We start from the raw sequence: 23,946 nt of genomic DNA on the forward strand, positions 1-23,946 counted from the left end.
TCCCGTTTTGCGGATGCCGCCACGGGTAGTCGCGGCGACCATGTGTGGCATCGGCGGTGAAGCGCGCTTCGACGGCTCGCGACCGGACACCGCCGCGGTCGAGCGGATGACCGGGGCGATGCGCTCGCGCGGGCCGGACGGCGAGGGGCTGCGACACGAGGGCTGGGTGGCACTCGGACACCGTCGGCTGACCGTGATCGACCTGACGGAGGCGGCGGCGCAGCCGATGGCCCGGGAGGACCTCGGGCTGACCCTCGTCTTCAACGGATGCGTCTACAACTACCCCGAGCTGCGCGCGGAGCTGATCGCCGCCGGCCACACCTTCCGCTCCACCGGTGACACCGAGGTGGTCCTCGTGGCGTACGCGCAGTGGGGCGAGCGTTTCGTCGACCACCTCGTGGGGATGTTCGCGGTGGCCCTGGCCGACCACCGGCGCGACCGCCTCGTGCTGGCCCGCGACCGGCTCGGCATCAAACCCCTCTACCTGGCCGAGTCGCCCGGCCGGCTGCGGTTCGCCTCCACGCTGCCCGCGCTGCTGCGGGCCGGCGGGGTGGACACCGACATCGACCCGGTGGCCCTGCACCACTATCTGTCCTGGCACTCGATCGTGCCCGCGCCGCGCACCGTCCTGCGCGGGGTGCGCAAGCTGCCGCCGGCCACCCTGCGGATCGTCGAGGCCGACGGGCGCTCCCGCGAGCGCGTCTACTGGCAGCCCGACTACGTCCGCGACCCCACGTACGCCGGCCTGGCCGCCGACGACTGGACGGCGGCCGTGGGGGAGGCGCTGCGGACCGCCGTGCGACGGCGCCTCGTGGCCGACGTGCCCGTCGGGGTGCTCCTCTCCGGCGGCCTCGACTCCAGCATGATCGCGGCCCTGCTCGCCGAGGCCGGCCAGCACCACCTGCAGACCTTCAGCATCGGCTTCAACGGTCGCGACGGCGAGGCGGGCGACGAGTTCCACTGGTCGGATCTGGTGGCGAACATCTTCGACACCGACCACCACCGGATCCGGCTCGACGACGCGGACCTCGTGCCGGCGGTCCGCCGCGCCGTGACGGCGATGACCGAGCCGATGGGCAGCCACGACGTCGTCGCGTTCCACCTGCTCTCCGAACAGGTCGCCCGGCACGTCAAGGTGGCCCAGTCCGGCCAGGGCGCGGACGAGGTCTTCGCCGGCTACGGCTACCACCAGCCCCTCGCCGCCGTTCCCCGGGACGCGGTGACCGACGCCTTCGCCGACGCCTTCTTCGACCGTACGCACGCCGAGCTGGCCCAGGTGGTCGGCCCGGCCTACGCCTGCCCCCGGGACGCCAGCCGGGAGGTGCTGGCGGCGCACCTGGCCGCCCCCGGGGCCGAGACGGCGCTGGACGCGGTGCTGCGCCTGGACACCCACCTCATGCTCCCCGACGACCCGGTCAAGCGGGTCGACAGCATGAGCATGGCCTGGGGGCTGGAGGTGCGTACCCCCTTCCTCGACCAGGACCTGGTCACGCTGGCCGCCGCCTGCCCGCCCGAGCACAAGACGGCCGGGGGCGGCAAGGGCGTGCTCAAGGAGGTGGCCCGGTCGGTGCTGCCGGCCGAGGTGATCGACCGGCCCAAGGGCTACTTCCCGGTCCCGGTGCTGCGCAACGTCGACGGCCCGGTCCGCGGCCTGGTCGCCGAGGCCCTCGCCGCGCCGGCCGCCCGGCGGCGGGAGCTGTTCCGGCCGGCGTACGTGGCCGAGCTGCTCGCCGAGCCGGACCGCGCGCAGGCCGCCGCCGGGAGCAACAAGCTCTGGCAGCTCGGGCTGCTGGAGCTGTGGTTGCAGGCGCAGGGCATCGCCTGACCGTCCGGTGTCGCCGCCCCCTCCCCGGGTAAGTGGTGCGGATGAAGTTCCAGATCGCCGCCGCCGATACCGGAAGCTACGGGTTCACCCTGGTGGGCGACGACGGCCAGGTCATCGCCACCGGCCGCCAGTACGCCGACAAGGCCACCGCCCTCGCCGTGGTCGCGGAGATGATGCGCGAGGTCGACAGCGCCGCGGTCGAGGACCGGACCGAGCCGACCGAGCCGGCCGCGGCGCCACCCAGCCGGACGGTCGACGGGGAACCCGACCTGGCCCGGATCGGGCGGTCCGGCATCCCGCCGGTCTGAACGCCGTCGGCTCAGGCGTCGACGGTGCGGGCGGCCAACTCGTCCAGCACCGCCCGGACGTCCCCGCCGGTGTCGGCCAGGATCCGCCGCTGCCGGGTCGCCCCGCTGCCCTCGCGGCGCAGCCGGTCGAGCTGGTGGCACACCACCGCCAGGTCGCCGTGGCGGTCCAGCGCGGGAGCCACGGTGGCCAGCAGGTCGTCGACCAGCTCCCAGGCCGGCCGGGACCCGCCCGCGCGCAGGTCGACCAGGTCCCCGTCCACCCCGTCGTGCGCGGCCCGCCAGTGCGCGGCCGTCACCAGGCAGTTCCGGATCCGCGGGGCGGCCCGGCCGGCGCGCACGTCGTCGACCGTGGTGGCGACCAGGGCCCGCAGCAGGCCGGCGACCAGCACGGTGTCGTCCACCGTCGGGCAGACGTCGCCCACCCGGATCTCCACCGTCGGGTAGGCGACCGACGGACGGGCGTACCAGTAGGCCATCTGGGCGTCCAGCATGATGCCGGCGTCGACGAGTTGCCGGACCGTCCGGTCGTAGTCGGCGGCGGACTCGAAGTGCGGGGTCGGCCCGACGCTCGGCCAGCGGTCGAACTGGATGGCGCGCCAGCTCGCGTGCCCGGTGTCCCGCCCGTCGTGCAGCGGCGAGTTGGTGGTGAGCGCCTGCACGACCGGCAGCCAGGGCCGCAGGTGGTTGCAGATCTGCACGGCGAGTTCCCGGTCCGGCACCCCGACGTGGACGTGACAGCCGCAGACCGCCGGATCGTGCGCCACCGGCCCGAACCGGTCCGACATGGCGTGGTAGCGGTCCTTGTCCGGCACCGAACGGTGCGGCTCGCACACCGGCGTCGCCGCGACCGCCACCAGCCGCGCCCCCGCCGCCCCGGCCGCCTCGGCCGTGGCCCGGCGGAGCGCCACGAGGTGCTCCCGCAGCTCGGCCAGGCCGGTGCAGATCGGCGTCGCCATCTCGACCATGCTGTGCCGGAACTCCTGCCGGCTCTGTTCCCGGTTCGTGCCGGCGAGCGCGGCGAGCACCCGATCGGCCACCGGCAGGCTCTGCCCGGTCACCGGATCCAGGAGCAGGTATTCCTCCTCCACGCCGAGCGTGTGGACCGCCGGGACGGGCGCCACGGGCTCACCTCCGGGTGCGGCGGCGGACGCGTGCCGCACGGGCGGGTCGGCGACGGACGCAGCCGGGCGTCCGCCTGCCGACTCACCTCGACGGTACGGGGTGTCCCTGGTACCCGTTGGGCGTTTGTGCTGGCACCACCGCCCCTGGCGGCGGCGCCGGTCAGGCGGCGGTGACGGCGAGCGGCTTCGCGCGGTGGGCCGGCACCAGGTCGGTGGACCACCCGGTCAACGGGTCGTCGCGGGGCGGCTCCGCGATCGGGGCGTCGGCCGGCGGCGCGGGACGCGGAACCCGGGCGGCGCGCAGCCCTTCCTGTGCGTTGTTCCAGGCGGCGCACGGCCAGGCCGCGCCGACGCAGCTCGGGCTGACGCAGATCCGGTCATCGTCGGGCTGGTGGGCGTCGGCCACCGCGGCGGACAGGCCCCACAACAGCGGATCGGTCACCTCGGCCGGACGGTCGGCGCGGTCTGTGCTGGCTTCGGACATGTACAGGTCCCCCCTCTTCGAGCCGCCCCTCTGTTTCCAGAACGCCCGCACGCCAAACCTGGTCACGCCGGATCTTTTCCGGTTCCCCTCCGCCCGGCCGGCGGCATAGGCTGACCGGCGTGGCGAGGTACTACGACCTGCACCCGGACAATCCCCAGCCCCGGGTGCTCCGGCAGGTCGTCGACCTGCTCCGCGCCGACGGCCTGATCGCCTACCCGACGGACTCCTGCTACGCCCTCGGCTGCCAACTGGGCAACCGCGCCGGGGTCCAGCGGATCCGGGAGATCCGCCGCCTCGACGAGCGGCACCCGTTCACCCTGGTGTGCGCCGACTTCGCCCAGCTCGGCCAGTTCGTCAAGCTCAGCAACGCGTTCTTCCGTCAGGTCAAGGCCGCCATCCCGGGCAGCTACACGTTCATCCTGCCGGCCACACCCGAGGTGCCCCGTCGCCTCCAGGACCCGCGGCGGCGGGCCGTCGGGGTCCGCGTACCGAAGCACACGGTGACCCAGGCGCTGCTGGCCGAGCTGGGGGAGCCGCTGCTCTCCAGCACGCTGCTGCTCCCCGGCGAGGAGGAGCCGCTGACCCAGGGCTGGGAGATCAAGGAACGGCTCGACCACCTGGTCGACGCCGTGGTCGACGCGGGAGACTGCGGCCTGGAGCCGACGACCGTGGTCGACCTGTCCGGGCCGGAACCGGAGATCCTGCGCCGCGGCGCCGGCGACCCGTCCCGCTTCGAGTAGCGATTGGGCGTTCCACCCCGCCGCGCCCCGGCGGTGCGTCACCGTGGGATCCGGCGGACGGTGACGGGGGTACGGCGTGAGCGCACTCGTGCTGATCTCGGTGCTCGGGGCCACCGTGCTCGTCGGCACCACCATCGGCGGCCGGTACAGCGTCGCGCCGCCCGTGCTGCTCATCGCCATGGGGGCGGGGCTCGGCCTGCTGCCGCCGTTCGACAACGTGATCCTCGAGCCCGAGGTGGTGCTGCTGCTCTTCCTCCCGGCGATCCTCTACCGGGAGAGCCTGGTCATCAGCCTCCGCGAGATTCGGGCCAACGTCGTGGTGATCGCCCTGCTCGCCGTCGCGCTGGTGATCCTCACGATGGTCGCGGTGGCGTACGCGGCCCAGGCGCTCGGCGTCGAGCCGGCCGCCGCCTGGGTGCTCGGCGCGGTGCTCGCGCCCACCGACGCCGCCGCCGTGGCCGGCCTGGCCAAGCGGATGCCTCGCGGCATCCTCACCACGCTTCGCGCGGAGAGCCTGGTCAACGACGGCACGGCGCTGGTCCTCTTCGCGGTGGCCGTCGGGGTGATCGCCGGCGGGGCGGTGCCCAACGCGCTGGAACTGGGTGGCCAGTTCGTCGGCAAGGCGGTCGGGGGAATCGTCTCGGGCCTGCTCGTCGGCGGCGTGGTCGTCCTGATCCGCAAGCATGTCGACGACCCGCTGCGCGAGGGCGGGCTGAGCATCCTCACCCCGTTCGTCGCCTTCCTGCTCGCCGAGGCGGTGCACGCCAGCGGGGTGCTCGGGGTCGTGGTGGCCGGCCTGCTGCTCTCCTACGCGGGGCCCCGGGTGATCCGGGCCCGCTCCCGGATCACGGCGTACGCGTTCTGGGACGTCTCCACCTTCATGATCAACGGCAGTCTCTTCGTGCTGCTGGGCATGCAGGTGCCCCGGTCGCTGCGCAGCATCACCAGCCACTCGCCCCTGGAGTCGTTCGGCATCGCGGTGCTGATCGTCCTGGTGGTGACGGCCACCCGCATGATCTGGGTACACCTGTCGGTGGCCGGGTTGCAGGGCCTCGACCGCCGGGAGTCCCGCCGTGCGCGCCGCTTCGACGCCCGGGTCCGCACCGCCCTCGGCTGGGCCGGGTTCCGGGGGGCGGTCTCGCTCGCCGCCGCGCTGGCCGTGCCGGTCACCACGCACGCCGGGACCCCCGTGCACGAACGCGATCTGATCATCTTCGTCACCGTGGTGGTGATCGTGTTGATCATGCTGGTGCAGGGCACCACGCTGCCGGCCGTGGTCACCTGGGCCCGCCTGACCGGGGACCGGGAACGGGAGCACGAGGTGCGCTGGGCCCGGATCCGGGCCACCGAGGCCGCCCTGGACGCGCTGCCCCAGGTCGCCGCCGACCTCGGCGCCTCGTCCGACACCGTCGACCGGCTCCGCTCCGACTACCAGAACCACCTGGCGGACGTCCGCTCCCCGCGCAGCGACGAGGCCGACGAGGAGCGCGAGATGGCCCGGCGGCTGCGGCTCGGCGTGCTGGACCGCAAGCGGCAGGAGGTCACCCGGCTGCGCAACACCAACCAGATCGACGATGCGGTGCTGCGGCAGATCCAGGCCGCCATCGACATCGAGGAGATCCGGCTGCTCGGCCCGGAACCGGAGGACTGAGCGTCAGGGGCAGCCGCCGGGCGCGGGTACACCCGACGGGCGCTCAGCGCGGGTCGACGGCGACCGCCGAGTACGGCGTGGTGGTCGTCGGCGGCGTGGTGAAGCGGGCGTTCGGCAGGTAGAGCCGGCCGAGGGCGGTCGCCACGGTGGTCGGCACGTCGAAGTTCGGATCGGTGATGACCCGGGTCAGCGTGCCGGCGGTGCCGGCGCGGTCGAGTTCGACCACGGCGACCTGGTTGAGCCGGTTCTGCACCACGAACAGCGTGCGGCAGGTCGGTCGCCACCGGAAGCCGGAACCTCCGGAACCGTTGCCTGCCACGATCAGTGGGGCCAGGACCCTCCCCACTGTACGGTCCACCACGGCTGGCGGCGGTGGCCCGGCGCGGCGGCACCCGCGCCGGGCCGATCGCTCAACCCGCCGTGCAGGTGGGGGTGCCGGAGGGGGCGGTGCCGTTCCCCTGGAAACCGAACTCGGTGCTGGCGCCGGCGCCGACCGGACCGTTGTAGCCGACGTTGCGGAAGGTCAGCGCGCCGCTGGTGCCGCTCGGCTGGGCGTTCCAGGTGTTGACCAGGCTCGCGCCCGCCGGCAGCGTCAGCCCGACGGCCCACCCGGTGAGCGGGGTGGCGCCGGCGGTGACCCGGACGGTGGTGACAAAGCCGCCCTGCCACTGGTTGGTGGTGAGCGACGCGGTGCAGCCGCTGCCCGACGGCGGCGGGGTGGTCGGCGGGTTGGTGGTGGGCGGCGGGGTCGTGGTGGGCGGCGGGGTGGTGCCCCCGGCGTTCAGCGCGTCGAGCACCGCCGTGTAGGCCGGCTTCTTGTTGCCGCTGCCGTCGAAGAGCAGCGGGGTGCCGCTGGCCCGCCAGGAGTCGGTGTCCCGGATGCCCCAGACGGTGATGCCGGTGCAGCGGGACACGGCCAGGCAGTCCCTGACGACGTTGCCGTAGGTGGTTGCCTGGGCGGTGCCGGAGCCTTCGATGTCGAGTTCGGTGATCTGGACGTCGACCCCGAGGGCGGCGAAGTTCTGCAGGGTGGTGCGGTAGTTGCTCGGGTACGGCGAGCCGCTGTTGAAGTGTGACTGCAGGCCGACGCAGTCGATCGGCACGCCGCGTGCCTTGAAGTCCTTGACCATGTTGTACACGGCCTGGGTCTTCTCCCAGGTCCAGTTGTCGGTGTTGTAGTCGTTGTAGCAGAGTTTGGCGGCCGGGTCGGCGGCGCGGGCGGTCCGGAAGGCGACCTCGATCCAGTCGTTGCCGGTGCGCTGGAGGTTGGAGTCGCGGCGGCCGCCGCCGCTGTCGGCGAACGCCTCGTTCACCACGTCCCAGGCGTAGATCTTGCCCTTGTAGTGGGTGGCGACCTGGGTGATGTGGTTGACCATGGCCTGCCGCAGTGCGGTGCCGGACAGGTTCTGCGCCCAGCCCGGCTGCTGGGAGTGCCAGGCCAGGGCGTGGCCGCGGACCCGCATGCCGTTGGCCTGCGCGTGGCTGACGATCCGGTCGGCGTTGGTGTAGCTGAACTGGCCCTGGGACGGCTCGGTGGCGTCCCACTTCATCTCGTTCTCGGGGGTGACCATGTTGAACTCGCGGTTCAGGATGCCGACGTACGTGGCGTCCGACAGCTTGTTCGCGGCCACCGCGGTGCCGAAGTAGCGGCCCTTCTCGGCCGCCGAGGCGCCGAGGGTCGTCCCGGCGCTGGCGCTGGTCGCCAGCGCCACCGTCGCGGCGATCATCGCGACGCCGGCCATCATCGACACCACCGCGGTCCGCGGGCGCGACCGGGCCATCGCGCTCCCGCTGCCGCGGGCGAGCACCTTGTCCATCTGAAAGCCTCTCCTAGCCGTATCGGTGTGGACAGCCGCCCCGACCACTGCCCGCCACGGTGGTCGGCTCGTGCGCGGCCGCCCGGAGGCCGCGCGGGGTGGGGAGGGCACTCCCCGCCACCGTGATTTGATCGAAGCGAATCTCTGGAGCGAGACTACCGGAAGCAATCCGAAAACTTAACGCCTTCGATGGCGTGCTTGCTCTCAAGAGGGGCTCCGGTGGCGTGCCGAACCGGCGCCGGCGGAGGGTCCGAAACTTCCGGAGGTCCCCGGCGTGACCGGGCCGGGCGGGGTAGCCTCCCCGCCCGGCCCGTCGGAAAACTTCAGGGCTTGAGCACCACCTTCAGGCAGTCGTCCTGCTTGTTCTTGAAGATGTCGAAGCCGTGCGGCGCGTCGTCGAGCCGCATGGTGTGGGTGATGATGAAGCTCGGGTCGATCTCGCCCTTGCGGATGCGCTCCAGCAGCGGGCGCATGTAGCGCTGCACATGGGCCTGCCCGGAGCGCAGGGTCAGCGACCGGTTCATGAACGAGCCCATCGGGAACTTGTCGATGAACCCCCCGTACGCCCCGATGGCCGAGATGGTGCCGCCGTTGCGGCAGGCCAGGATCGCCTCGCGCAGCGCGTGCGGCCGGTCGGTCTCCGCCTTCACCGCCTGCTTCGCCCGGTCGTACGCGTGCAGCGCCGCCGACGGGTGGTGCCCCTCCATGCCGACGGCGTCGATGCAGACGTCCGGCCCGCGGCCGGCGGTCATCTCGCGCAGCGTGTCCAGGACGTCGGTCTCCTCGTAGTTGATCGTGTCCGCACCGGCCCGGTCGCGGGCGATCCCGAGCCGGTACGGGAACCGGTCGATGACGATCACCTGTTCGGCGCCGAGCAGGAAGGCGCTCACCGTGGCGAACTGGCCCACCGGGCCGGCGCCCCAGATCGCCACCACGTCGCCGGGCGTGATGCCGCCCATCTCGGCGGCCATCCAGCCGGTGGGCAGCACGTCGGACAGGAACAGCACCTGCTCGTCCGGCAGGCCGTCCTCGATCTTGAGCGCGCCGACGTCGGCGTAGGGCACCCGGACGTACTCGGCCTGCCCGCCCGCGTACCCGCCCAGCAGGTGCGAGTAGCCGAAGATGCCGGCGGGGGTGTGGCCCATGGCGGTCTCCGCGATCGCCGCGTTCGGGTTGGAGTTCTCGCAGACGGAGTAGAGGCCGCGCTGGCACGAGGCGCAGTCCCCGCAGGCGATGGGGAAGGCGACGACCACCCGGTCGCCGACGCGCAGCCCGTCCCGGGCGCCGGGGCCCAGTTCGACGACCTCGCCCATGAACTCGTGACCCAGCACGTCGCCGCGCTTCATGGCCGGGATGAACCCGTCGATCAGGTGCAGGTCGGATCCGCAGATCGCCGACGAGGTCACCTTGACGACCGCGTCGCGCGGGTTGAGCACCTTCGGGTCCGGCACCTCCTCGACGGCCAGCCGGTTCGGTCCCATCCAGCAGTTCGCCTTCACGGTGCCTCCCTCACGCAATCCGGTAGGTGGCCAGCGGGCGCGCCGGACGCTGTTTCGCCTGGCTCTGGATGCTCGTGCCGTCGGGCGTCCCGTCCGACCGGGTGATCTCGCCGGTCTCGATGACCTGCTTGAACCGCCGCAGGTCGTCGCAGATCTGCTGCTGCGGGTTCTCGCCGAACGCCTTCGCCACCAGCGTGCCCACCCGGCGGCCGGGCACCGCGTACTCCAGTTCCACCCGTACCTCGGTGCCCTGGCCACCGGCGGCCGGGGTGAACCGGACGGTGCCGGCGTTGGGCACCCGCGCGCCGTCGACGGAGCGCCACCGGATGAGCTGGTCGGGCCGCTCCTCGACGATCTCCGCCTCCCACTCCACGGTCCGACCGGCCGGTGCCTTCGCGGCCCAGCGGGAGCGCCGCGGGCCGGTGCCGCGGACCGACTGGAGGTGGTACATGAACCGCGGCAGGTTCTCGACGTCGCGCCAGAAGCGGTACGCCTCCTCGGGGGTGCGGTTGACCGTCACCGAGCCGTGCGCGAAGCCACCCGGGCGGCGCCGCCGGTTGCGGGTGGCGCGCACCGAGACGTAGAGGTCGATGGCGGTGATCCCACCCAGCGCGGCGAGGGCCAAGCCGAGCCGCCGGCGCCGGTCGCCGCGCCGGTTGCGGTAGGCCCGCCCGGTCGCGGCCAGGTCGAGCACGTCACCCGCCACCCGGGTCCAGGGTCCCAGCCCGGCCCGGCGCGGCACCAGCAGCACTGCGGCGTGGCCGATCTCCCGGACCCCGGCGGCCCGCAGCACCGTCCGGGCCGGGCGCGAGTCGTCCACGCCGAACGCCCGCGCCACCCGCGACCCCGCCGCGAGCGCGGTCACCCCGAGGCCGAGGCTGAACCAGCCCAGGAGGCGGGCCGGTCCCTCCGAACCCCGGTCACCGGTCGCCCGCCGGATGCCGAGGTTGTCGGTCACCGAGCGGACCCCCATGGTCGTTTCCCGTGTCATCCGTCGTCACCCCGTATGCGAGAAGGTGTCGTGACCGTTCCCGGGTCGCGCGTGGGAGGCCGGGTCCCGACAGGCCGGCGTGCCTTTCCCGCTAATCCCGGCCGCACACCCCGGTGGTCGGCCGGAGTGTGGAACCTGCGTCGGCGGGAACGCGGCGGCGGCACAGAAGCGCCGGCCCGCCCGGGGGCGGGTGACACGGGGGAGGGGCATGGGACGGTGACCGCCGCCAGTGACGCCACCGCCGAGCAGTCGTTCTCGGCCTGGTCGCCGCTGCGCACGGCGGTCTACCGCAACCTGTGGCTGGCGCTGCTCGCGGCGAACATCGGCACCTGGATGCAGACGGTCGGCGCGCAGTGGCTGCTGGTGCACCAGTCCAACGCCTCCACGCTGGTCGCCCTGGTGCAGACCGCCAGCCTGCTGCCGATGCTGCTGCTCGCGCTGCCCTCGGGTGCGCTCGCGGACACCTTCGACCGCCGGCACCTGCTGATCTCCGTGCAGCTGTTCCTGGTGGCGGTGGCCGCGGCCCTGACCCTGCTCACGGCGGCGGGGCGGATGCCGCCGGCGCTGCTGCTCACCCTCACCTTCGCCTTCGGCGTCGGGCAGGCGCTGACCCTGCCGGCCTGGGCCTCGATCATCCCCGAGCTGGTGCCCCGCGAGCAGCTCCGGGCGGCGTCAGCGCTCGGCGCGATCAGCGTCAACGCGGCCCGTGCCGTCGGGCCCGCCGCCGCCGGTGTGCTGATCGCCCGGGTGGGCGTGGCCCCGGTCTTCGGACTCAACGCGGTGGCCTACCTGATCTTCGCGTTCGCCCTGGTCCGGTGGCGTGCCGGCGGCGCCCGGGCCGTCGAGGTGCCGGAGCGGTTCACTGCCGCGCTGCGCGCCGGCGGCCGCTACGTGCGGCACTCGCCGACGGTGCGCCGGCTGCTGCGCAGGGCGCTGGTGTTCATCATCCCCGCCAGCGCCCTGTGGGCGCTGCTGCCGCTCGTGGCGAGCCGCCGGCTCGGCCTGGGCTCCGGCGGATACGGCGTGCTGCTGGCCGCCCTGGGGCTGGGCGCCATCCTGGGTGGGCTGCTGCTGTCATGGACCCGTAATGCGATGAAGCCCAACCAGTTCCTGCTGCTGGCCGGCGCAGTGTACGGGGCGACGCTGATCCTGGTGGGCACGGTCCGGAGCGTGCCGGTGGTGCTGGTGGCCCTGCTGCCGGCCGGGCTGGCCTGGGTGACCGTGCTCTCCAACGTCAACGCCGAGATCCAGCTCTTCCTCCCCGGCTGGGTACGCGCCCGCGGCCTGGCCGTCTACCAGGTGGTCCAGGGCGGCGGACAGGCGGTGGGCGCGCTGCTCTGGGGCGTGGTGGCCGACCTCACCGGGCTGGTCGCCGCCTTCCTGGTGGCGGCCGCCCTGATGCTGGTCGGCGCCGTGACGTCGCAGGTCTGGCCGCTGCCCGACCTGCGTGGGTTGACCCGGGACCCGACCGCCTACCGGCCGCCCCTGGCACTCGCACTCCAGCCGGATCCGCGGGTGGGACCGGTGCTGGTGACGGTCACCTACACGGTCCGGCCGGAGCGGGAGGAGGAGTTCCTCGACGCGATGAACCACGTCCGCGGGTCGCGGCAGCGCACCGGCGCGATGCGGTGGGGGCTCTTCCGCGCTGGCGAGACGCCCGACCAGTTGAGCGAGGTCTACCTGGTGCCCTCCTGGGACGAGCATCTGCGCCAGCACGGCGGCCGGCTCACCGAGGCCGACCGGCGGGCGGAGGACCGGGCGCGGGAGCTGTCCGACGGTGTGCCGGTCGTGCGCCACCTGCTGCCGGCGGCCGTCGGCCGGGCGGAGGCGGCCGGCGAGCAGGTGTGCTGACGGGTCGTCCCGGTGTCAGTCGACGGCCATCTCGCCGAGCCGGGACCAGTCCTGCTGCGGCACGGTCGTGTTGACGATCCGGGGCGTCTCGGCCAGGTGCGGCGGGAGGGTGCGCTGCGCCGCGCGGAAATGCGCCGACTGCACGTGGGCCGCGCCGGCCTCGTCGTCACGGAACGCCTCGACCAGCACGTACTCGGTGGGATCGTCGAGGCTGCGGGACCAGTCGAACCAGAGGCAGCCCGGCTCGGCCCGGGTGGCCTCGGTGAACTCGGCGGCGATCTGCGGCCAGCGGTCGGCGTCCTCGGGCCGGACCCGGAACTTCGCGGTAATGAAGATCATGCGCTTCAGGCTACCCAGGGCGGCGGCGGGCCGGCAGCGCCCCGCTCAGCTCTTGGTGACCGGGGTGAGCAGCTCCGACGCCCGGCGGTCGGCGAACGCGGTGACCGCCTGCTGCCCGGCGCCGAAGACGATGGCGACGCCCAGCAGGGCGGCGGTGCTGTTCACCGTGGTCTCCACGAGGCCGCCGATCACCAGCATGATCCCGACGACCGCGACCAGCGGCCCGATCGCCAGCTTCAGCAGGCCCTGCTGGAAGGGCAGCTTGTAGGGCAGGCCGCCGGAGCGTGAGGTGATCATCGAGGGCAGGGCGCTGATGAACGCCCCGAGCGCCCCGGCGATGAGCACGAAGAGGAGCAGCCGCCAGGCCGGCACGCCGGCCGCGTCGGTCGGCGGCTTGAGCAGCTGCACGTCCCGGCTGCGCCACTGCACCAGCACCATCAGCGCCTCGGCGACCAGCGCGAAGACGGACAGCCCCAGCATCCGGTTGCGCAGCCGGCGCACCGACTCGTGGAACTCGTCCGACGCCGCGTGGTACTGCAGCAGCAGCGCCCGCACCTTGGCCTGGAACAGCGCCGGCGCCGCGACGTCGGTCGACGCGTCGAAGGCGGTCAGCACCGTGTCGTCGGCCTTCAGGAACTGCGCGGCCGCGCCCTGGTACGCCGGCAGCAGGCCGAGCAGCTCCTGCGGCGTCCGCAGCTCCACCATGGCCCGTTCCACCGAGTGGATGGTCTGCCAGGCGTACTCCAGGTTGCCGCCGCGCAGCCACCCGACCACCCCGCTGCGGCCCAGCACGGACTCCACGCCGGAGAGTTGGGTGCGCAGCGCGGCGAGCCGGGCGGGATTCGCGCCGGCCCGGCTCTCCAGACCGTTCAGCTGCTGGTGCAGGTCGTCGAGCTTGGTACGCACCCGCACCTGCCAGACCGCGGCCGGCACGGTGGACCCGCCGCTCCCGACGCCCCCGCCGCTGCCGACGGGCGCCGCCGGGGCGGGGGTGCCGGGGGTGCCCTCGGGCTGGGTCTCCTGGTCGATCATGGTGACTGCCCCCCAACCGGCGCGACATGCCCGCGCTGCCCTCTGTGTCCAGTATCCGGAGGTCAAAGGCATTGTGGCCAGGGCGGTTCGGGTAGTTGACAGCTCCCGTGCCGCAGGGGTCCCCGAGCCGACGGTCCACGGTGGCCGAACCCGGCGTCGCCCGCCCGCGCCGCCCGGTGGGGCGGCCCGCCGTCCGGGCCGGAGCGCCGCGCCGAGCGGTGGATGTCCCTCCGGCATCCAACTCGGACGATGGTTCGAGCGGGCCTTCGGCCAGGGCGCGATCGGCTCGTTCCGGAACTTCACCGTCCGCACGGTCGGCCGGTAGGCCGCCCTCCGCTGCCGGGCCGGGGGACGCCGGGGGCCGGTCACGGTCGGTAACCTGGGCCGGTGACCGTCTACGCCCTCGCGCAGATCACCATCCACGACCGGCAGCGTTACGACCGGTACGTCGCCGCCTTCCTGCCGGTCCTGGCACGCCACGGCGGCCGGCTGCTCTCGGCCGACGAGTCCCCGCGGGTGGTCGAGGGAAACTGGCCGCACGAGAAGGCCGTGCTCATGTCCTTCGACAACCGGGAGGACTTCGAGCGCTGGTCCACCTCGCCGGAATACCGGGAGATCTCCCGGGACCGGGAGGCGGCCACCGACGGGGTGGTCCTCCTGCTCGACGGGATCGGTCACGCCTGGCCGGCCTGACCGGCCGCCGCTAGAGCCGGTGCCGCACCCAGACGTTGGGCTCGACGTAGGCGGCGTGGTCGTGCGTCACGTCGACCAGCACCGGCGCCAGCGCGCCCGGCACCCGCACCGGCCCGCTGGCGTCGAACGGCAGCCCGGTCCACCGTCGCCAGTCGGCGAGGGTGCCGGTGATCGTCATCGACCGGGGCGCGACCCGCTCGATCACCCCGCCGGCCCGGACGTGCACCCGCAGCCACGGGTCGACCGGCAGGCCGTCGGGGCGGACCCGAGCCGCGTAGTCGGTCATCGGCAGGTCGGGGAGGGCGGCCTTGCCGTTCGGGCGCACCGGGGCGACCAGCGTGTCGAAGCCATGCCGCGCGACCGCCTTGCGCATCGCCGCGAGCATCAGCCCGGACACCCCGCCGCCGCGCCGGTCCGGCCGCACGCAGATCTCCAGCGCGGAGACCAGGTTCGGGGTGGCGCCGGTGAGCCGGTTGACGGTGGCCCGCTGGATCACCCGGTCCCAGCCGCCGTCGGGCAGTTCGTCCTCCGTCCAGCGCAGCGGCACGGCGTACGCCCGGGCAACGGCGCGGCCCGGCTCGGCCGGGTCGACGGCGGCGAAGACGAACTCCGGGTAGAGGTCGTGGGCGACGCTGTAGTACACCGAGCCCATCGGGTCCCAGAGCATGAACTGCGGCCACGCGCCGTCGAAGTCGGTGTCGAGCAGGGGCGCCAGGTCGGGGCGATCCGCCAGGCTCACGATGTCCAGGGTCACGTCGGGCAGGGTAGAGGGGTCTCCGCTCGACCCGCACACCCTTTTCCGCCGGACAGCGGCCGGTGCCCTCCGGCCGCTGTCCGCCGCGGGAGCGTCGTCAGGTGCCGAAGACCTCGACCTCGTACAGGCGGGCGGCCACGTCGGTGGTCTGCGTGGGAGTGAGGACCCGGACCTGCACGTACCGGCCGTCCACGGACGTCGGATGGTTGGTCACGCCCGCCGTGTTGCCCCGGACCTGGGCGACCGTCGTCCACGTCGACCCGTCGGGCGAGACCTGCAGGTCGAAGTCCCGGGTGTTCCAGGCGGGATCCTCGCCGCCGGCCGCCGCGTGGTGGACGGTGATCGACTGGATGCGGTGGCCGGCGCCCAGGTCGATGCGGAGGAACCTGCTGCCGCCGGCCGAGCACCACTTGTCGGCGTTGCCGCCGGAGGTGCTGCCGTTGACGGCCTTCTCGGGCCCCTCCGTGCTCGCGCACTGCGAGTCGGCGGTGGCGGGCCGGTTCAGCGCCAGGTTCGCCGAGCCGCTGGTGCCGTACACCTCGAACTCGCCGATCCGGGCCGCCGTGTTGCCGTTGTTGGTGGGGGTGGTGATGCTGAGCCGGACGTACCGGGCGGTCACGGCCGGGACGGGGTGGTAGGTGCGGCTCGCGCGGTTCCCGGAGGCCGTGGCGCGGGTCGTCCAGGCGCTGCCGTCGGTGCTGGTCTGGATGGTGAGGTCACCGGTGTTCCAGCCGGTGTTCTCCCCGCCGAGCCCGGCGTGCTTGACGACGAAGGCGCGGACGGTCCGGCTCGATCCGAGGTCGACCTGGAGGAACTTCGTGCCGGCCGCCAGTGAGCACCACTTGCTGGCGCTGCCGAGCCGGCCGTCGAACGCCTTCTCGGGACCTTCGGCGGTGTTGCACGCGGCCGAGCCGGTGGCCGGCTTGCCGGCGGCCAGGTTCGGGCCCAGCTCCGGTGCGGCGGCCGGCGGGGTGGACCCGTCGGTGAAGGACGGCGGCACGTCGGCGGGGTCGGTGCCCCACGCGGACGGCGCGCCGCCCATCGTGTACGCCAGGGTGGCGCCGTCGGCGAGGTCGCCGTAGCGCAGCCAGGTGCGCCGGGTGGCCGCCCCGTCGACCGACAGGCCCTGCACGTACTGGTTGCCCTGGCCGGCGTTGGCGGCGGTGATCTGGACGTCACCGGCCGGCCGGTCGAGCAGGATGGACGGGAAGATCGGGCCGTGCAGGGCGAGGGTGTCGGCGCCCGGGGTGGGCGGGTACATGCCGAGGGCGGACCAGACGTACCAGGCGGAGGTGGCGCCGAGGTCGTCGTTGCCGGGCAGGCCGCCGGGGCCGGTGGTGAACGACTCGTTCATGATCCGGCGGACGGCGGCGCTGGTGCCGGCCGGCGCGGCGGCGAAGTGGTAGGCCCACGGGACGCCGTGCTCCGGCTCGTTGCCGATGTAGAAGTAGGGCTGCGACTGGCCGCCGTTGGTCTGGGTGAAGTGGTGGTCGAGCCGCTGCACGGCGGTCTGTCGCCCGCCCATGAGGTCGATCAGGGCGCCGAGGTCGTAGGGGACCATCCAGGTGTACTGCGAGGCGTTGCCCTCGACGTAGTTCGACTGGCTGGCCGGGTCGAGCGGCCACGGCCAGGTGCCGTCGGCGTTGCGCGGGTGGACGTAGCCCGATTCGGTGTTGAACGTGTTGCGCCACCACTGCGCCCGCGCCATGTGGGTGTCGTACGTGGCGGTGTCGCCCAGCGCCCGGGCGAACTGGGCGACCGCGAAGTCGCTGGCCGAGTACTCCAGCGAGTCGGACGGATCGCCGTCGATGTAGTGGCGTTGGACGTAGCCGCTCTGCCGGCCGCGGATCGGGCTGCCCTGGGTGGTGCCGCCCGCGGAGCTCTTCTTCATCAGGGCCAGCGCCGCGGCGGTGTCGAAGTCCCGCACGCCGAACTGGTACATGCTGTCGACGACGATGGGGCCGGGGTCACCGGTCATGACGAACGCCTCGTTGGTGTTGTGCGACCACTTCGGCAGCAGGCCGCCCTGCTGGCCGTCGAGCACCATGGACCGGGCGATGTCGGTCGCCTCGGCGGGCGCGAGGAAGGCGATCAGCGCCGCCCACGAGCGGTAGATGTCCCAGCCGGAGTAGTTCTGGTAGACCGGGTGGCCGGCCGTGTGGATGGCGTTGTCGAAGCCGCGGTACCGCCCGTCGACGTCGTTGGCCAGGTTGGGGTTGATGAACACGCGGTACAGCGCGGTGTAGAACTTCTGCAGGTCGGCGGCGGAGCCACCGGTCACCTGGACGCGGTTGAGGATCCCGTTCCACTCGGCGTCGGCGTTCGCGCGGACCGCGTCGAAGGCGAAGCCCGACTGCTCGGCGGCCAGGTTGGCCTGCGCGCCGGCCTGGCTCACGAAGGAGATGCCGACCTTGACCTGCACCACCGGGTTGGCGGCGGTGTCGAAGGTCAGGTAGCCGCCGGAGTTGGTGCCGCTGGCGCTCGTGGAGCCGGCCGTGAGGGTGCCGCCGAGCCAGGTGCCGACGCCGCTCGGGGCGCGGTCGAACTCCATGCGGTAGAAGATCTGGTAGGTCTTGCTGTTGCCGCAGAAGCCGCCCCCGGTGACGCTGCCGGTCACGGTGGAGCCGCTGATCTGGATCGAGCCGGCGCGGCTGCCGGTGGCGCTGCGGCTGGTGTTGACGAGGACCCGGGCGGCGCTGGTCGCGGGATAGGTCAGCCGCAGGATGGCGCTGCGTCGGGTGGCCGACGCCTCGACCCGGGTGTTGCCGTAGTTGCTGAGCACGGCCCGGTAGAAGCCGGGGCGGGCCTGTTCCTGGGCCTTGTCCTGGGTGGCGCGGTAGGAGGTCCACGAGGTTCCGGGCGAGGCGCCGAGCGCGCCGGTGACGGGCAGGATCCCGAGGTCCTCGTTGTTGGCGCAGCCGGCGCCGTTGAAGTGCGTGAGGCTGAACTCCTCGATCTGAGTGTCGCTGAAGCGGTAGCCGGACGGCGAGGCGGTGGGGGTGTCCGGGCTCAGCTGCACCATGCCGAAGGGCTGCACCGGGCCGGGGACGGTGCTGCCGCCGGCGCCGCCGCCGACGGGGTTCGGCGCGTTGCTGTCGTCGGTGCCGATGAACGGATTCACGTACGGGGTGAGGTTGAGCGGCGCCGCTGCGGCGGGCGCGGCGACCGCGACGAGTGCGGAGGCGGCGGTGACGGCGGTGGCCGCCAGGGTGAGCAGACGGGACGGGCCTGATCGGAGCATGAGGCGGTCCTCCTTCGAGGCGCGGACGACACTCCGTGACATCGTTGTCATCGACAGGTGTCAAGGTCCTGTGTAGAGCCCCGAAGAGGTGCGTGTCAATGGGGGGATTAGGAGTCGGCCGTCCCCGCCGAGGTCGGCGGCCGTTCGCCGGATCCGCGGGCCAGCAGCCGCGTCGGGATGACCACCTGCCGGGCCGGCTCGCGATGGCCGTCGATCCGGTCGAGCAGCAGTCGGGCCGCCTGCCGGCCCATGTCCTCGGGGTCGTGCGCCACGACGCTCACGCCCAGGACGTCGCCGAGATCCACCTCGTCGAAGCCGACCAGCGCGGGCGGCGCGGGGTGGCCCCGTAGGGCCCGCAGGGCGCCCAGGGTGATCCGGTTGTTCATGGTGAACAGGGCGGTCGGGGCGGGCGTGCGGCCCAGCAGCCCGAGCACGGCCCGTTCGGCGGTGGCGACGTCGTGCGCGTTCTCCACCAGGTAGTCCGCCCAGTTGACCACGCCGGCCACCCGCATGGCCTCGGCGAAGCCGTCCAGCCGGTCACGGTGGGTGCTGAGGCGGGAGAGGTCGCCCACCACTCCGATCCGCCGGTGGCCGACCGCGCACAGGTGCGCTCCGGCCTGCAGCGCGCCGTGGTGGTTGTCCAGCAGCACGGTGTCCGCGGCCAGCGCGACCGGCGGCCGGTCCACGAACACGAACGGGATGCCGTGGCGGTGTTCGGCCGCGAAGTGGGCGTGCTCGACCGCGGTCGAGGCGATCACCAGCCCCCGGACCCGCCGCTCCAGCAGCGCGTCGGCGAGCCGCCGCTCCCACTCCGGGTCCTCGTCGGTGCTGGCGGTGATCAGCTGCAGGCCCCGCATGCGCAGCTCGCGCTCCAGCCCCCCGGCCAGCCGGGAGTAGAACGGGTTCGCCAGGTCGCCGATGAGCAGCCCGACCAGCGTCGAGGTGCTCGCGCCCCGACGCAGCTCGCGGGCCACCCCGTTGAGCCGGTAGCCGAGCTGGTCGGCGGCGTCGCGCACCCGCGACCGGGTCTCCGGGGCCACCCGGGGCTCGCCTCCGAGGGCCCGGGAGGCCGTCTTGACCGAGACGCCGGACAGCGCCGCGACCTGAGCCAGGCTCGGTCGACCAGCCTTCCGGTCAGCGGTCATGGCGGAAATTATGACACCCGTTCGTCGGCCGGCCGCGCGGCCTCACCAGGGCAGGACCGGGCCCGAGGGCGCTTCGGGGGATCGCGCTGTACGATGCGCGTCAACGATGTCATGGGCTGCTCGGTAGCACCCCCTCGGCGCTTCTCGGCAAGCCGCGGGAGCGTCGCAAAGGTCACTCAGCGTGATGGGTCGATATTACCGACCTGTTACGAAAAAGAGTGACTTGAGCACTTGCGGAAGGGCTGCTGACGAGATTGGGTTGCCCACGACAACGAAAAGTGAGCGAAGGTCATAACCCGCGGAGGCGGCCATGACGTTGGCAAGGTGGTGGGAGCGATGAGCGATCTGCCCGTCCTCCTGGAGATGCGCTCCATCACCAAGGAGTTCCCCGGCGTCAAGGCCCTGGCCGACGTCAACCTGGTGGTCCGCGCCGGCGAGATCCACGCGATCGTCGGCGAGAACGGCGCCGGCAAGTCGACGCTCATGAAGGTGCTCAGCGGCGTCTACCCGTACGGCAGCTACGACGGCCAGATCGTCTACCAGGGCGCCGAGACCCGCTTCTCCGACATCCGGGCGAGCGAGAACGCCGGGATCGTGATCATCCACCAGGAGCTCGCGCTCATCCCGGGCATGTCGATCGCCGAGAACATCTTCCTCGGCAACGAGCCCCGCAAGCGGGGGGCGATCGACTGGAAGGCCGCGAACCGGATGGCGCTGGACCTGATGGCCCGGGTCGGCCTGCGGGAAGATCCGGACACCCTGGTCAAGGACATCGGCGTCGGCAAGCAGCAGCTCGTGGAGATCGCCAAGGCGTTCGCCAAGGACGTCAAGCTGCTCATCCTGGACGAGCCGACCGCCGCGCTCAACGAGGCCGACTCCCAGCACCTGCTGGACCTGCTGCGCGGTTTCCGCTCGCGGGGCATCACCTCGATCATGATCTCGCACAAGCTGAACGAGATCGAGGCGATCGCCGACCAGATCACCATCCTGCGCGACGGCCGGACCGTCGAGACGCTGAACGTCAAGGCGGACGGCGTCGACGAGGACCGGATCGTGCGCGGCATGGTCGGTCGCGAGCTGAGCAGCCGCTTCCCGGACCACACCCCGAAGATCGGCGAGGTCTTCTTCGAGGTCCGGAACTGGAACGTCCGGCACCCGATCTCCGCCGAGCGGCAGGTGTGCAAGAACGAGAGCTTCACCGTACGGCGCGGCGAGATCGTCGGCTTCGCCGGCCTGATGGGCGCCGGCCGCACCGAGCTGGCCATGAGCGTCTTCGGCCGCTCCTACGGCGTGTACGAGTCGGGCACGATCATCAAGGACGGCAAGGAGATCGTGCTGAAGTCGGTGGCGGACGCGATCGCCCACGGGCTCGCCTACGTCAGCGAGGACCGCAAGGCGATCGGCCTGAACCTGCTCGACGACATCAAGACCTCCACGGTCGCCGCCAAGCTGTCGAAGATCTCGCACCACGGCGTCCTGGACGAGGTCGAGGAGTACAAGGCGGCCGAGTCCTACCGCCGGGAGCTGCGCACCAAGGCGCCGACGGTCGACGAGGGCGTCTCCAAGCTGTCGGGCGGCAACCAGCAGAAGGTCGTCCTGGCGAAGTGGATGTTCACGGACCCGGACCTCCTGATCCTCGACGAGCCGACCCGCGGCATCGACGTGGGCGCCAAGTACGAGATCTACGGCATCATCCAGCGGCTCGCCGACCAGGGGAAGGGCGTCGTCGTCATCTCCTCGGAGCTCCCCGAGCTGATCGGGCTGTGCGACCGCATCTACACCGTGTTCGAAGGCACCATCACCGGCGAGATCGCCCGGCAGGACGCGGACCCGGAAACCCTCATGAAGCAGATGACCTCGACGAAGAAGATGCAGACACGATGAGCCGAATCAAGGACCTGCAGAAGAACCTCTTCGGAGGGACCACGTCCAACGCCCGCCAGTTCGGGATGATCTTCACGCTGGTGCTGATCGTCCTGATCTTCCAGATCTGGACCAACGGCCTGACCCTGCGATCGGACAACCTGATCGCGCTGTTCAACCAGAACTCCTACATCCTCATCCTGGCCATCGGCATGCTCATGGTGATCGTCGCCGGGCACATCGACCTCTCGGTCGGCTCGATTGCCGCGTTCACCGGCATCCTGGTGGCCAAGTCGATGGCGGAGTGGTCGCTGCCCTGGCCGGTCGCCATCCTGTTCGGCCTGGTGATCGGCGCGATCATCGGCGCCTGGCAGGGCTTCTGGGTCGCCTACGTCGGGGTGCCGGCGTTCATCGTCACCCTGGCCGGCATGCTGCTCTTCCGAGGCGGCAACCAGTTCATCGGCAACGCGAACACGATCTCGGTGCCGGAGGGCTTCCGGGTGATCGGCTCGGGCTTCCTGCCCGAGGTCGGCCCGGACACCGGCTACAACAACCTGACGCTGCTGCTCGGCCTCGCCGCGTGCGTGGCGGTGGTGTGGCGGGAGTTCCAGGCCCGCAAGACCCGGCGCGAGATGGACGCCGAACCGGCCCCGATGTGGATCTCGGTGCTCCGGATGGCCGTCATGGTCGGCGTGATCGTCTTCGCGTCGCTGCGGTTCGCCAGCGGCCGGGTCGGCACGAGCTTCCCGGTCTCCGGCATCATCCTGGTGGCGCTGGTGCTGGCCTACTCCTTCTACACCCGGAACACCGCCGGCGGCCGGCACATCTACGCCGTCGGTGGCAACTCTCGGGCCGCGGAGCTCTCCGGTGTGAAGCTCAAGCGGGTCAACTTCTTCGTCATGATGAACATGGCCATCCTGGCCTCCCTGGCAGGCATGATCTTCGTGGCCCGCTCGGCGGCCTCCGGGCCGCAGGACGGCAACGGCTGGGAGCTGGACGCGATCGCCGCGGTCTTCATCGGTGGCGCGGCCGTCGCCGGCGGCATCGGCACCATCAGCGGCTCGATTGTCGGCGGTCTGGTGATGGCGGTGCTCAACAACGGTCTCCAGCTCCAGGGCGTGGGTACCGACAAGGTCCAGATCATCAAGGGCCTGGTGCTGCTGCTGGCCGTCGCGGTCGACGTCTACAACAAGAAGCAGGGTCGCTTCTCCATCATCGGGAGCCTCACCCGCTCGTTCCGCCGCGACACTCCCGCCCCGCCCACGGCGCCGCCCGGCGCGGACCGGGAAACCGCCCGCACGGCCGTGCCGAGCTGACGTTCCACCCCGCCTCACACCCCGTATCACCACTCCAGAAGGGCACCATCCAGCCATGCGTAAACTGATCGGCAAATCGATGGCCATCGGCGCCATCGCGGCGCTGGCCCTGACCGCCACCGCCTGCGGCTCCGGCCGCGACGGCGACACCGGCGGCTCGAAGGGCGACACCAAGGGCTTCGCGGCCGACTCCCTGATCGGCGTCGCCCTGCCGTCGAAGACCTCGGAGAACTGGGTCCTCGCCGGTGACCTGTTCACCAACGGCCTCAAGGAGGCCGGCTTCAAGAGCGACGTGCAGTACGCCGGCGCGTCGACCACCGTCGCCGACCAGCAGGCCCAGATCACCGCCATGGTGACCAAGGGCGCGAAGGTCATCGTCATCGGCGCGACCGACGCCGCGCAGCTGTCGACCCAGGTCGCCGCGGCGCACGCCGCCGGCGCGAAGGTCATCGCGTACGACCGCCTGATCACCAACACCCCGGACCTCGACTACTACGTCGCGTTCGACAACTTCAAGGTCGGCCAGCTCCAGGGCCAGGCCCTGCTGGACGGCATGAAGGCCAAGAAGCCGAACGGCCCGTACAACATCGAGCTGTTCTCCGGCTCGCCGGACGACAACAACGCCGGTGTCTTCTTCAACGGCGCCATGGACGTGCTCAAGCCGGAGATCGACAAGGGCAACGTGGTCGTCGCCTCGAAGCAGACCGACGTCAAGCAGACCGCCATCCAGGGCTGGAAGGCCGAGGGTGCGCAGGCCCGCATGGACCAGCTGCTGACCTCGACCTACGGCAACAAGGAGCTGGACGGCGTCCTCTCCCCGAACGACACCCTGGCCCGCGCGATCATCACCTCGATCAAGGGCGCCGGCAAGCAGATCCCGGTCGTCACCGGCCAGGACTCCGAGGTCGAGTCGGTCAAGTCGATCATGGCTGGCGAGCAGTACATGACGATCAACAAGGACACCCGGAACCTGGTCAAGCAGACCATCGAGATGGTGAAGGCCCTGCAGGCCGGTAACACCCCCGAGGTGAACGACACCAAGTCGTACAACAACGGCGTCAAGGTCGTGGACACCTACCTGCTTCCGCCGGTGGCCGTCACCAAGGCCAACGCGGCCGAGGCGTACGCCAACGACCCGAAGCTCTCCCCGCTCACCAAGTAATCCCCGCGCACCACGAAGGGCCCCGGAGTTCGCTCCGGGGCCCTTCGTCGTGTCGTGAGACCGCGGCGCGTCGCGCAGGTCGGCGAGGGCATCCGTCGCTCCGCGGTGGGCGAG

20 protein-coding genes are annotated in these 23,946 nt (G+C 72.2%); 9 read left to right on the plus strand and 11 right to left on the minus strand.

Annotated elements, in window-relative coordinates:
* Positions 1-40 precede the first annotated feature (40 nt).
* Both ABZV78_RS18895 and ABZV78_RS18900 read left to right on the plus strand, forming a co-directional pair.
* Positions 41-1,825 carry an N-acetylglutaminylglutamine amidotransferase gene (locus ABZV78_RS18895; RefSeq protein WP_355640213.1) on the plus strand — a complete coding sequence of 595 codons (1,785 nt, stop codon included), beginning with the start codon at positions 41-43 and terminating at the stop codon, positions 1,823-1,825.
* A 41-nt stretch (positions 1,826-1,866) separates the two neighbouring features.
* On the plus strand, positions 1,867-2,133 hold the full coding sequence (locus ABZV78_RS18900) for a YegP family protein (protein WP_355640174.1): 267 nt from the start codon (positions 1,867-1,869) through the stop codon (positions 2,131-2,133).
* A gap of 11 nt (positions 2,134-2,144) precedes the next feature.
* On the opposite strand, the gene ABZV78_RS18905 is transcribed toward ABZV78_RS18900, so the two are convergent.
* A complete protein-coding gene (locus ABZV78_RS18905; RefSeq protein ID WP_355640176.1) occupies positions 2,145-3,254 on the minus strand; it encodes a glutamate--cysteine ligase in 1,110 nt (369 codons plus the stop codon).
* 160 nt (positions 3,255-3,414) lie between these two features.
* Positions 3,415-3,738: a hypothetical protein gene (locus ABZV78_RS18910; RefSeq protein ID WP_355640178.1), complete on the minus strand. Its 324-nt coding sequence runs from the start codon at positions 3,736-3,738 to the stop codon at positions 3,415-3,417.
* 119 nt (positions 3,739-3,857) lie between these two features.
* Here ABZV78_RS18910 and ABZV78_RS18915 point away from each other — a divergent pair, with 119 nt between their 5' ends.
* Together ABZV78_RS18915 and ABZV78_RS18920 are read left to right on the plus strand one after the other, a co-directional pair.
* Positions 3,858-4,478: an L-threonylcarbamoyladenylate synthase gene (locus ABZV78_RS18915; protein ID WP_355640180.1), complete on the plus strand. Its 621-nt coding sequence runs from the start codon at positions 3,858-3,860 to the stop codon at positions 4,476-4,478.
* Positions 4,479-4,554: 76 nt separating this feature from the next.
* A complete protein-coding gene (locus ABZV78_RS18920) occupies positions 4,555-6,129 on the plus strand; it encodes a Na+/H+ antiporter (RefSeq protein WP_355640182.1) in 1,575 nt (524 codons plus the stop codon).
* 43 nt (positions 6,130-6,172) lie between these two features.
* Here the strand turns inward: ABZV78_RS18920 and ABZV78_RS18925 are convergent, their stop codons facing one another.
* The 4 genes from ABZV78_RS18925 to ABZV78_RS18940 all read right to left on the minus strand — a co-directional run bounded on the left by ABZV78_RS18925 (position 6,173) and on the right by ABZV78_RS18940 (position 10,436).
* Entirely contained in the window at positions 6,173-6,382 is a 210-nt protein-coding gene (locus ABZV78_RS18925) for a hypothetical protein (protein ID WP_355640184.1), read from the minus strand.
* 157 nt (positions 6,383-6,539) lie between these two features.
* The gene (locus ABZV78_RS18930; RefSeq protein WP_355640186.1) at positions 6,540-7,946 is read right to left on the minus strand and encodes an endo-1,4-beta-xylanase; all 1,407 of its coding nucleotides are present in this window, start codon (positions 7,944-7,946) and stop codon (positions 6,540-6,542) included.
* Positions 7,947-8,269: 323 nt separating this feature from the next.
* Positions 8,270-9,445, minus strand: coding sequence for a zinc-dependent alcohol dehydrogenase (locus ABZV78_RS18935; RefSeq protein WP_355640187.1), 1,176 nt, complete (start codon positions 9,443-9,445; stop codon positions 8,270-8,272).
* 10 nt (positions 9,446-9,455) lie between these two features.
* Positions 9,456-10,436: an SRPBCC family protein gene (locus ABZV78_RS18940; RefSeq protein WP_355640189.1), complete on the minus strand. Its 981-nt coding sequence runs from the start codon at positions 10,434-10,436 to the stop codon at positions 9,456-9,458.
* Positions 10,437-10,652: 216 nt separating this feature from the next.
* Between ABZV78_RS18940 and ABZV78_RS18945 the strand changes: the two genes are divergently transcribed.
* The gene (locus ABZV78_RS18945) at positions 10,653-12,287 is read left to right on the plus strand and encodes an MFS transporter (RefSeq protein ID WP_355640191.1); all 1,635 of its coding nucleotides are present in this window, start codon (positions 10,653-10,655) and stop codon (positions 12,285-12,287) included.
* A gap of 15 nt (positions 12,288-12,302) precedes the next feature.
* Here ABZV78_RS18945 and ABZV78_RS18950 read toward each other — a convergent pair whose 3' ends face one another.
* Together ABZV78_RS18950 and ABZV78_RS18955 are read right to left on the minus strand one after the other, a co-directional pair.
* On the minus strand, positions 12,303-12,626 hold the full coding sequence (locus ABZV78_RS18950; RefSeq protein WP_355640193.1) for a putative quinol monooxygenase: 324 nt from the start codon (positions 12,624-12,626) through the stop codon (positions 12,303-12,305).
* A 45-nt stretch (positions 12,627-12,671) separates the two neighbouring features.
* Positions 12,672-13,658 (minus strand): hypothetical protein, encoded by a 987-nt coding sequence (locus ABZV78_RS18955; RefSeq protein WP_355640195.1) that lies wholly within the window; start codon positions 13,656-13,658, stop codon positions 12,672-12,674.
* A 387-nt stretch (positions 13,659-14,045) separates the two neighbouring features.
* Here ABZV78_RS18955 and ABZV78_RS18960 point away from each other — a divergent pair, with 387 nt between their 5' ends.
* Complete coding sequence (locus ABZV78_RS18960; RefSeq protein ID WP_355640197.1) at positions 14,046-14,351, plus strand: DUF1330 domain-containing protein; 306 nt, start codon at positions 14,046-14,048, stop codon at positions 14,349-14,351.
* 10 nt (positions 14,352-14,361) lie between these two features.
* On the opposite strand, the gene ABZV78_RS18965 is transcribed toward ABZV78_RS18960, so the two are convergent.
* The 3 genes from ABZV78_RS18965 to ABZV78_RS18975 form a co-directional block, all read right to left on the minus strand.
* Positions 14,362-15,105 (minus strand): N-acetyltransferase, encoded by a 744-nt coding sequence (locus tag ABZV78_RS18965; RefSeq protein WP_355640199.1) that lies wholly within the window; start codon positions 15,103-15,105, stop codon positions 14,362-14,364.
* Between the two features lie 97 nt (positions 15,106-15,202).
* Positions 15,203-18,346: a GH92 family glycosyl hydrolase gene (locus ABZV78_RS18970; protein WP_355640201.1), complete on the minus strand. Its 3,144-nt coding sequence runs from the start codon at positions 18,344-18,346 to the stop codon at positions 15,203-15,205.
* Between the two features lie 107 nt (positions 18,347-18,453).
* Positions 18,454-19,491: a LacI family DNA-binding transcriptional regulator gene (locus tag ABZV78_RS18975; RefSeq protein WP_355640203.1), complete on the minus strand. Its 1,038-nt coding sequence runs from the start codon at positions 19,489-19,491 to the stop codon at positions 18,454-18,456.
* 336 nt (positions 19,492-19,827) lie between these two features.
* On the opposite strand from ABZV78_RS18975, the gene mmsA reads away from it, so the two are divergent.
* The 3 genes from mmsA to ABZV78_RS18990 are packed head-to-tail and all read left to right on the plus strand — an operon-like array spanning position 19,828 to position 23,832.
* On the plus strand, positions 19,828-21,375 hold the full coding sequence (gene mmsA, locus ABZV78_RS18980; RefSeq protein WP_355640205.1) for a multiple monosaccharide ABC transporter ATP-binding protein: 1,548 nt from the start codon (positions 19,828-19,830) through the stop codon (positions 21,373-21,375).
* Complete coding sequence (gene mmsB, locus ABZV78_RS18985; RefSeq protein ID WP_355640207.1) at positions 21,372-22,670, plus strand: multiple monosaccharide ABC transporter permease; 1,299 nt, start codon at positions 21,372-21,374, stop codon at positions 22,668-22,670. The genes mmsA and mmsB overlap by 4 nt, the downstream gene beginning before the upstream one ends.
* Before the next feature lie 55 nt (positions 22,671-22,725).
* Entirely contained in the window at positions 22,726-23,832 is a 1,107-nt protein-coding gene (locus ABZV78_RS18990; protein WP_355640209.1) for a sugar-binding protein, read from the plus strand.
* The last annotated feature ends 114 nt before the right edge of the window (positions 23,833-23,946 follow it).

The sequence above is a fragment of the Micromonospora sp. NPDC004540 genome, from assembly GCF_040610095.1.
Taxonomy (GTDB): domain Bacteria; phylum Actinomycetota; class Actinomycetes; order Mycobacteriales; family Micromonosporaceae; genus Micromonospora.

Excerpts from the sequence above, each read along its gene's own strand:
- ABZV78_RS18895 (WP_355640213.1), top strand. The coding sequence starts at position 41 with ATGTGTGGCATCGGCGGTGAAGCGCGCTTCGACGGCTCGCGACCGGAC.
- ABZV78_RS18900 (WP_355640174.1), top strand. The coding sequence starts at position 1,867 with ATGAAGTTCCAGATCGCCGCCGCCGATACCGGAAGCTACGGGTTCACC.
- ABZV78_RS18910 (WP_355640178.1), bottom strand. The coding sequence starts at position 3,738 with ATGTCCGAAGCCAGCACAGACCGCGCCGACCGTCCGGCCGAGGTGACC.
- ABZV78_RS18930 (WP_355640186.1), bottom strand. The coding sequence starts at position 7,946 with ATGGACAAGGTGCTCGCCCGCGGCAGCGGGAGCGCGATGGCCCGGTCG.
- ABZV78_RS18940 (WP_355640189.1), bottom strand. The coding sequence starts at position 10,436 with ATGACACGGGAAACGACCATGGGGGTCCGCTCGGTGACCGACAACCTC.
- ABZV78_RS18950 (WP_355640193.1), bottom strand. The coding sequence starts at position 12,626 with ATGATCTTCATTACCGCGAAGTTCCGGGTCCGGCCCGAGGACGCCGAC.
- ABZV78_RS18955 (WP_355640195.1), bottom strand. The coding sequence starts at position 13,658 with ATGATCGACCAGGAGACCCAGCCCGAGGGCACCCCCGGCACCCCCGCC.
- ABZV78_RS18970 (WP_355640201.1), bottom strand. The coding sequence starts at position 18,346 with ATGCTCCGATCAGGCCCGTCCCGTCTGCTCACCCTGGCGGCCACCGCC.
- ABZV78_RS18975 (WP_355640203.1), bottom strand. The coding sequence starts at position 19,491 with ATGACCGCTGACCGGAAGGCTGGTCGACCGAGCCTGGCTCAGGTCGCG.
- mmsA (WP_355640205.1), top strand. The coding sequence starts at position 19,828 with ATGAGCGATCTGCCCGTCCTCCTGGAGATGCGCTCCATCACCAAGGAG.
- mmsB (WP_355640207.1), top strand. The coding sequence starts at position 21,372 with ATGAGCCGAATCAAGGACCTGCAGAAGAACCTCTTCGGAGGGACCACG.
- ABZV78_RS18990 (WP_355640209.1), top strand. The coding sequence starts at position 22,726 with ATGCGTAAACTGATCGGCAAATCGATGGCCATCGGCGCCATCGCGGCG.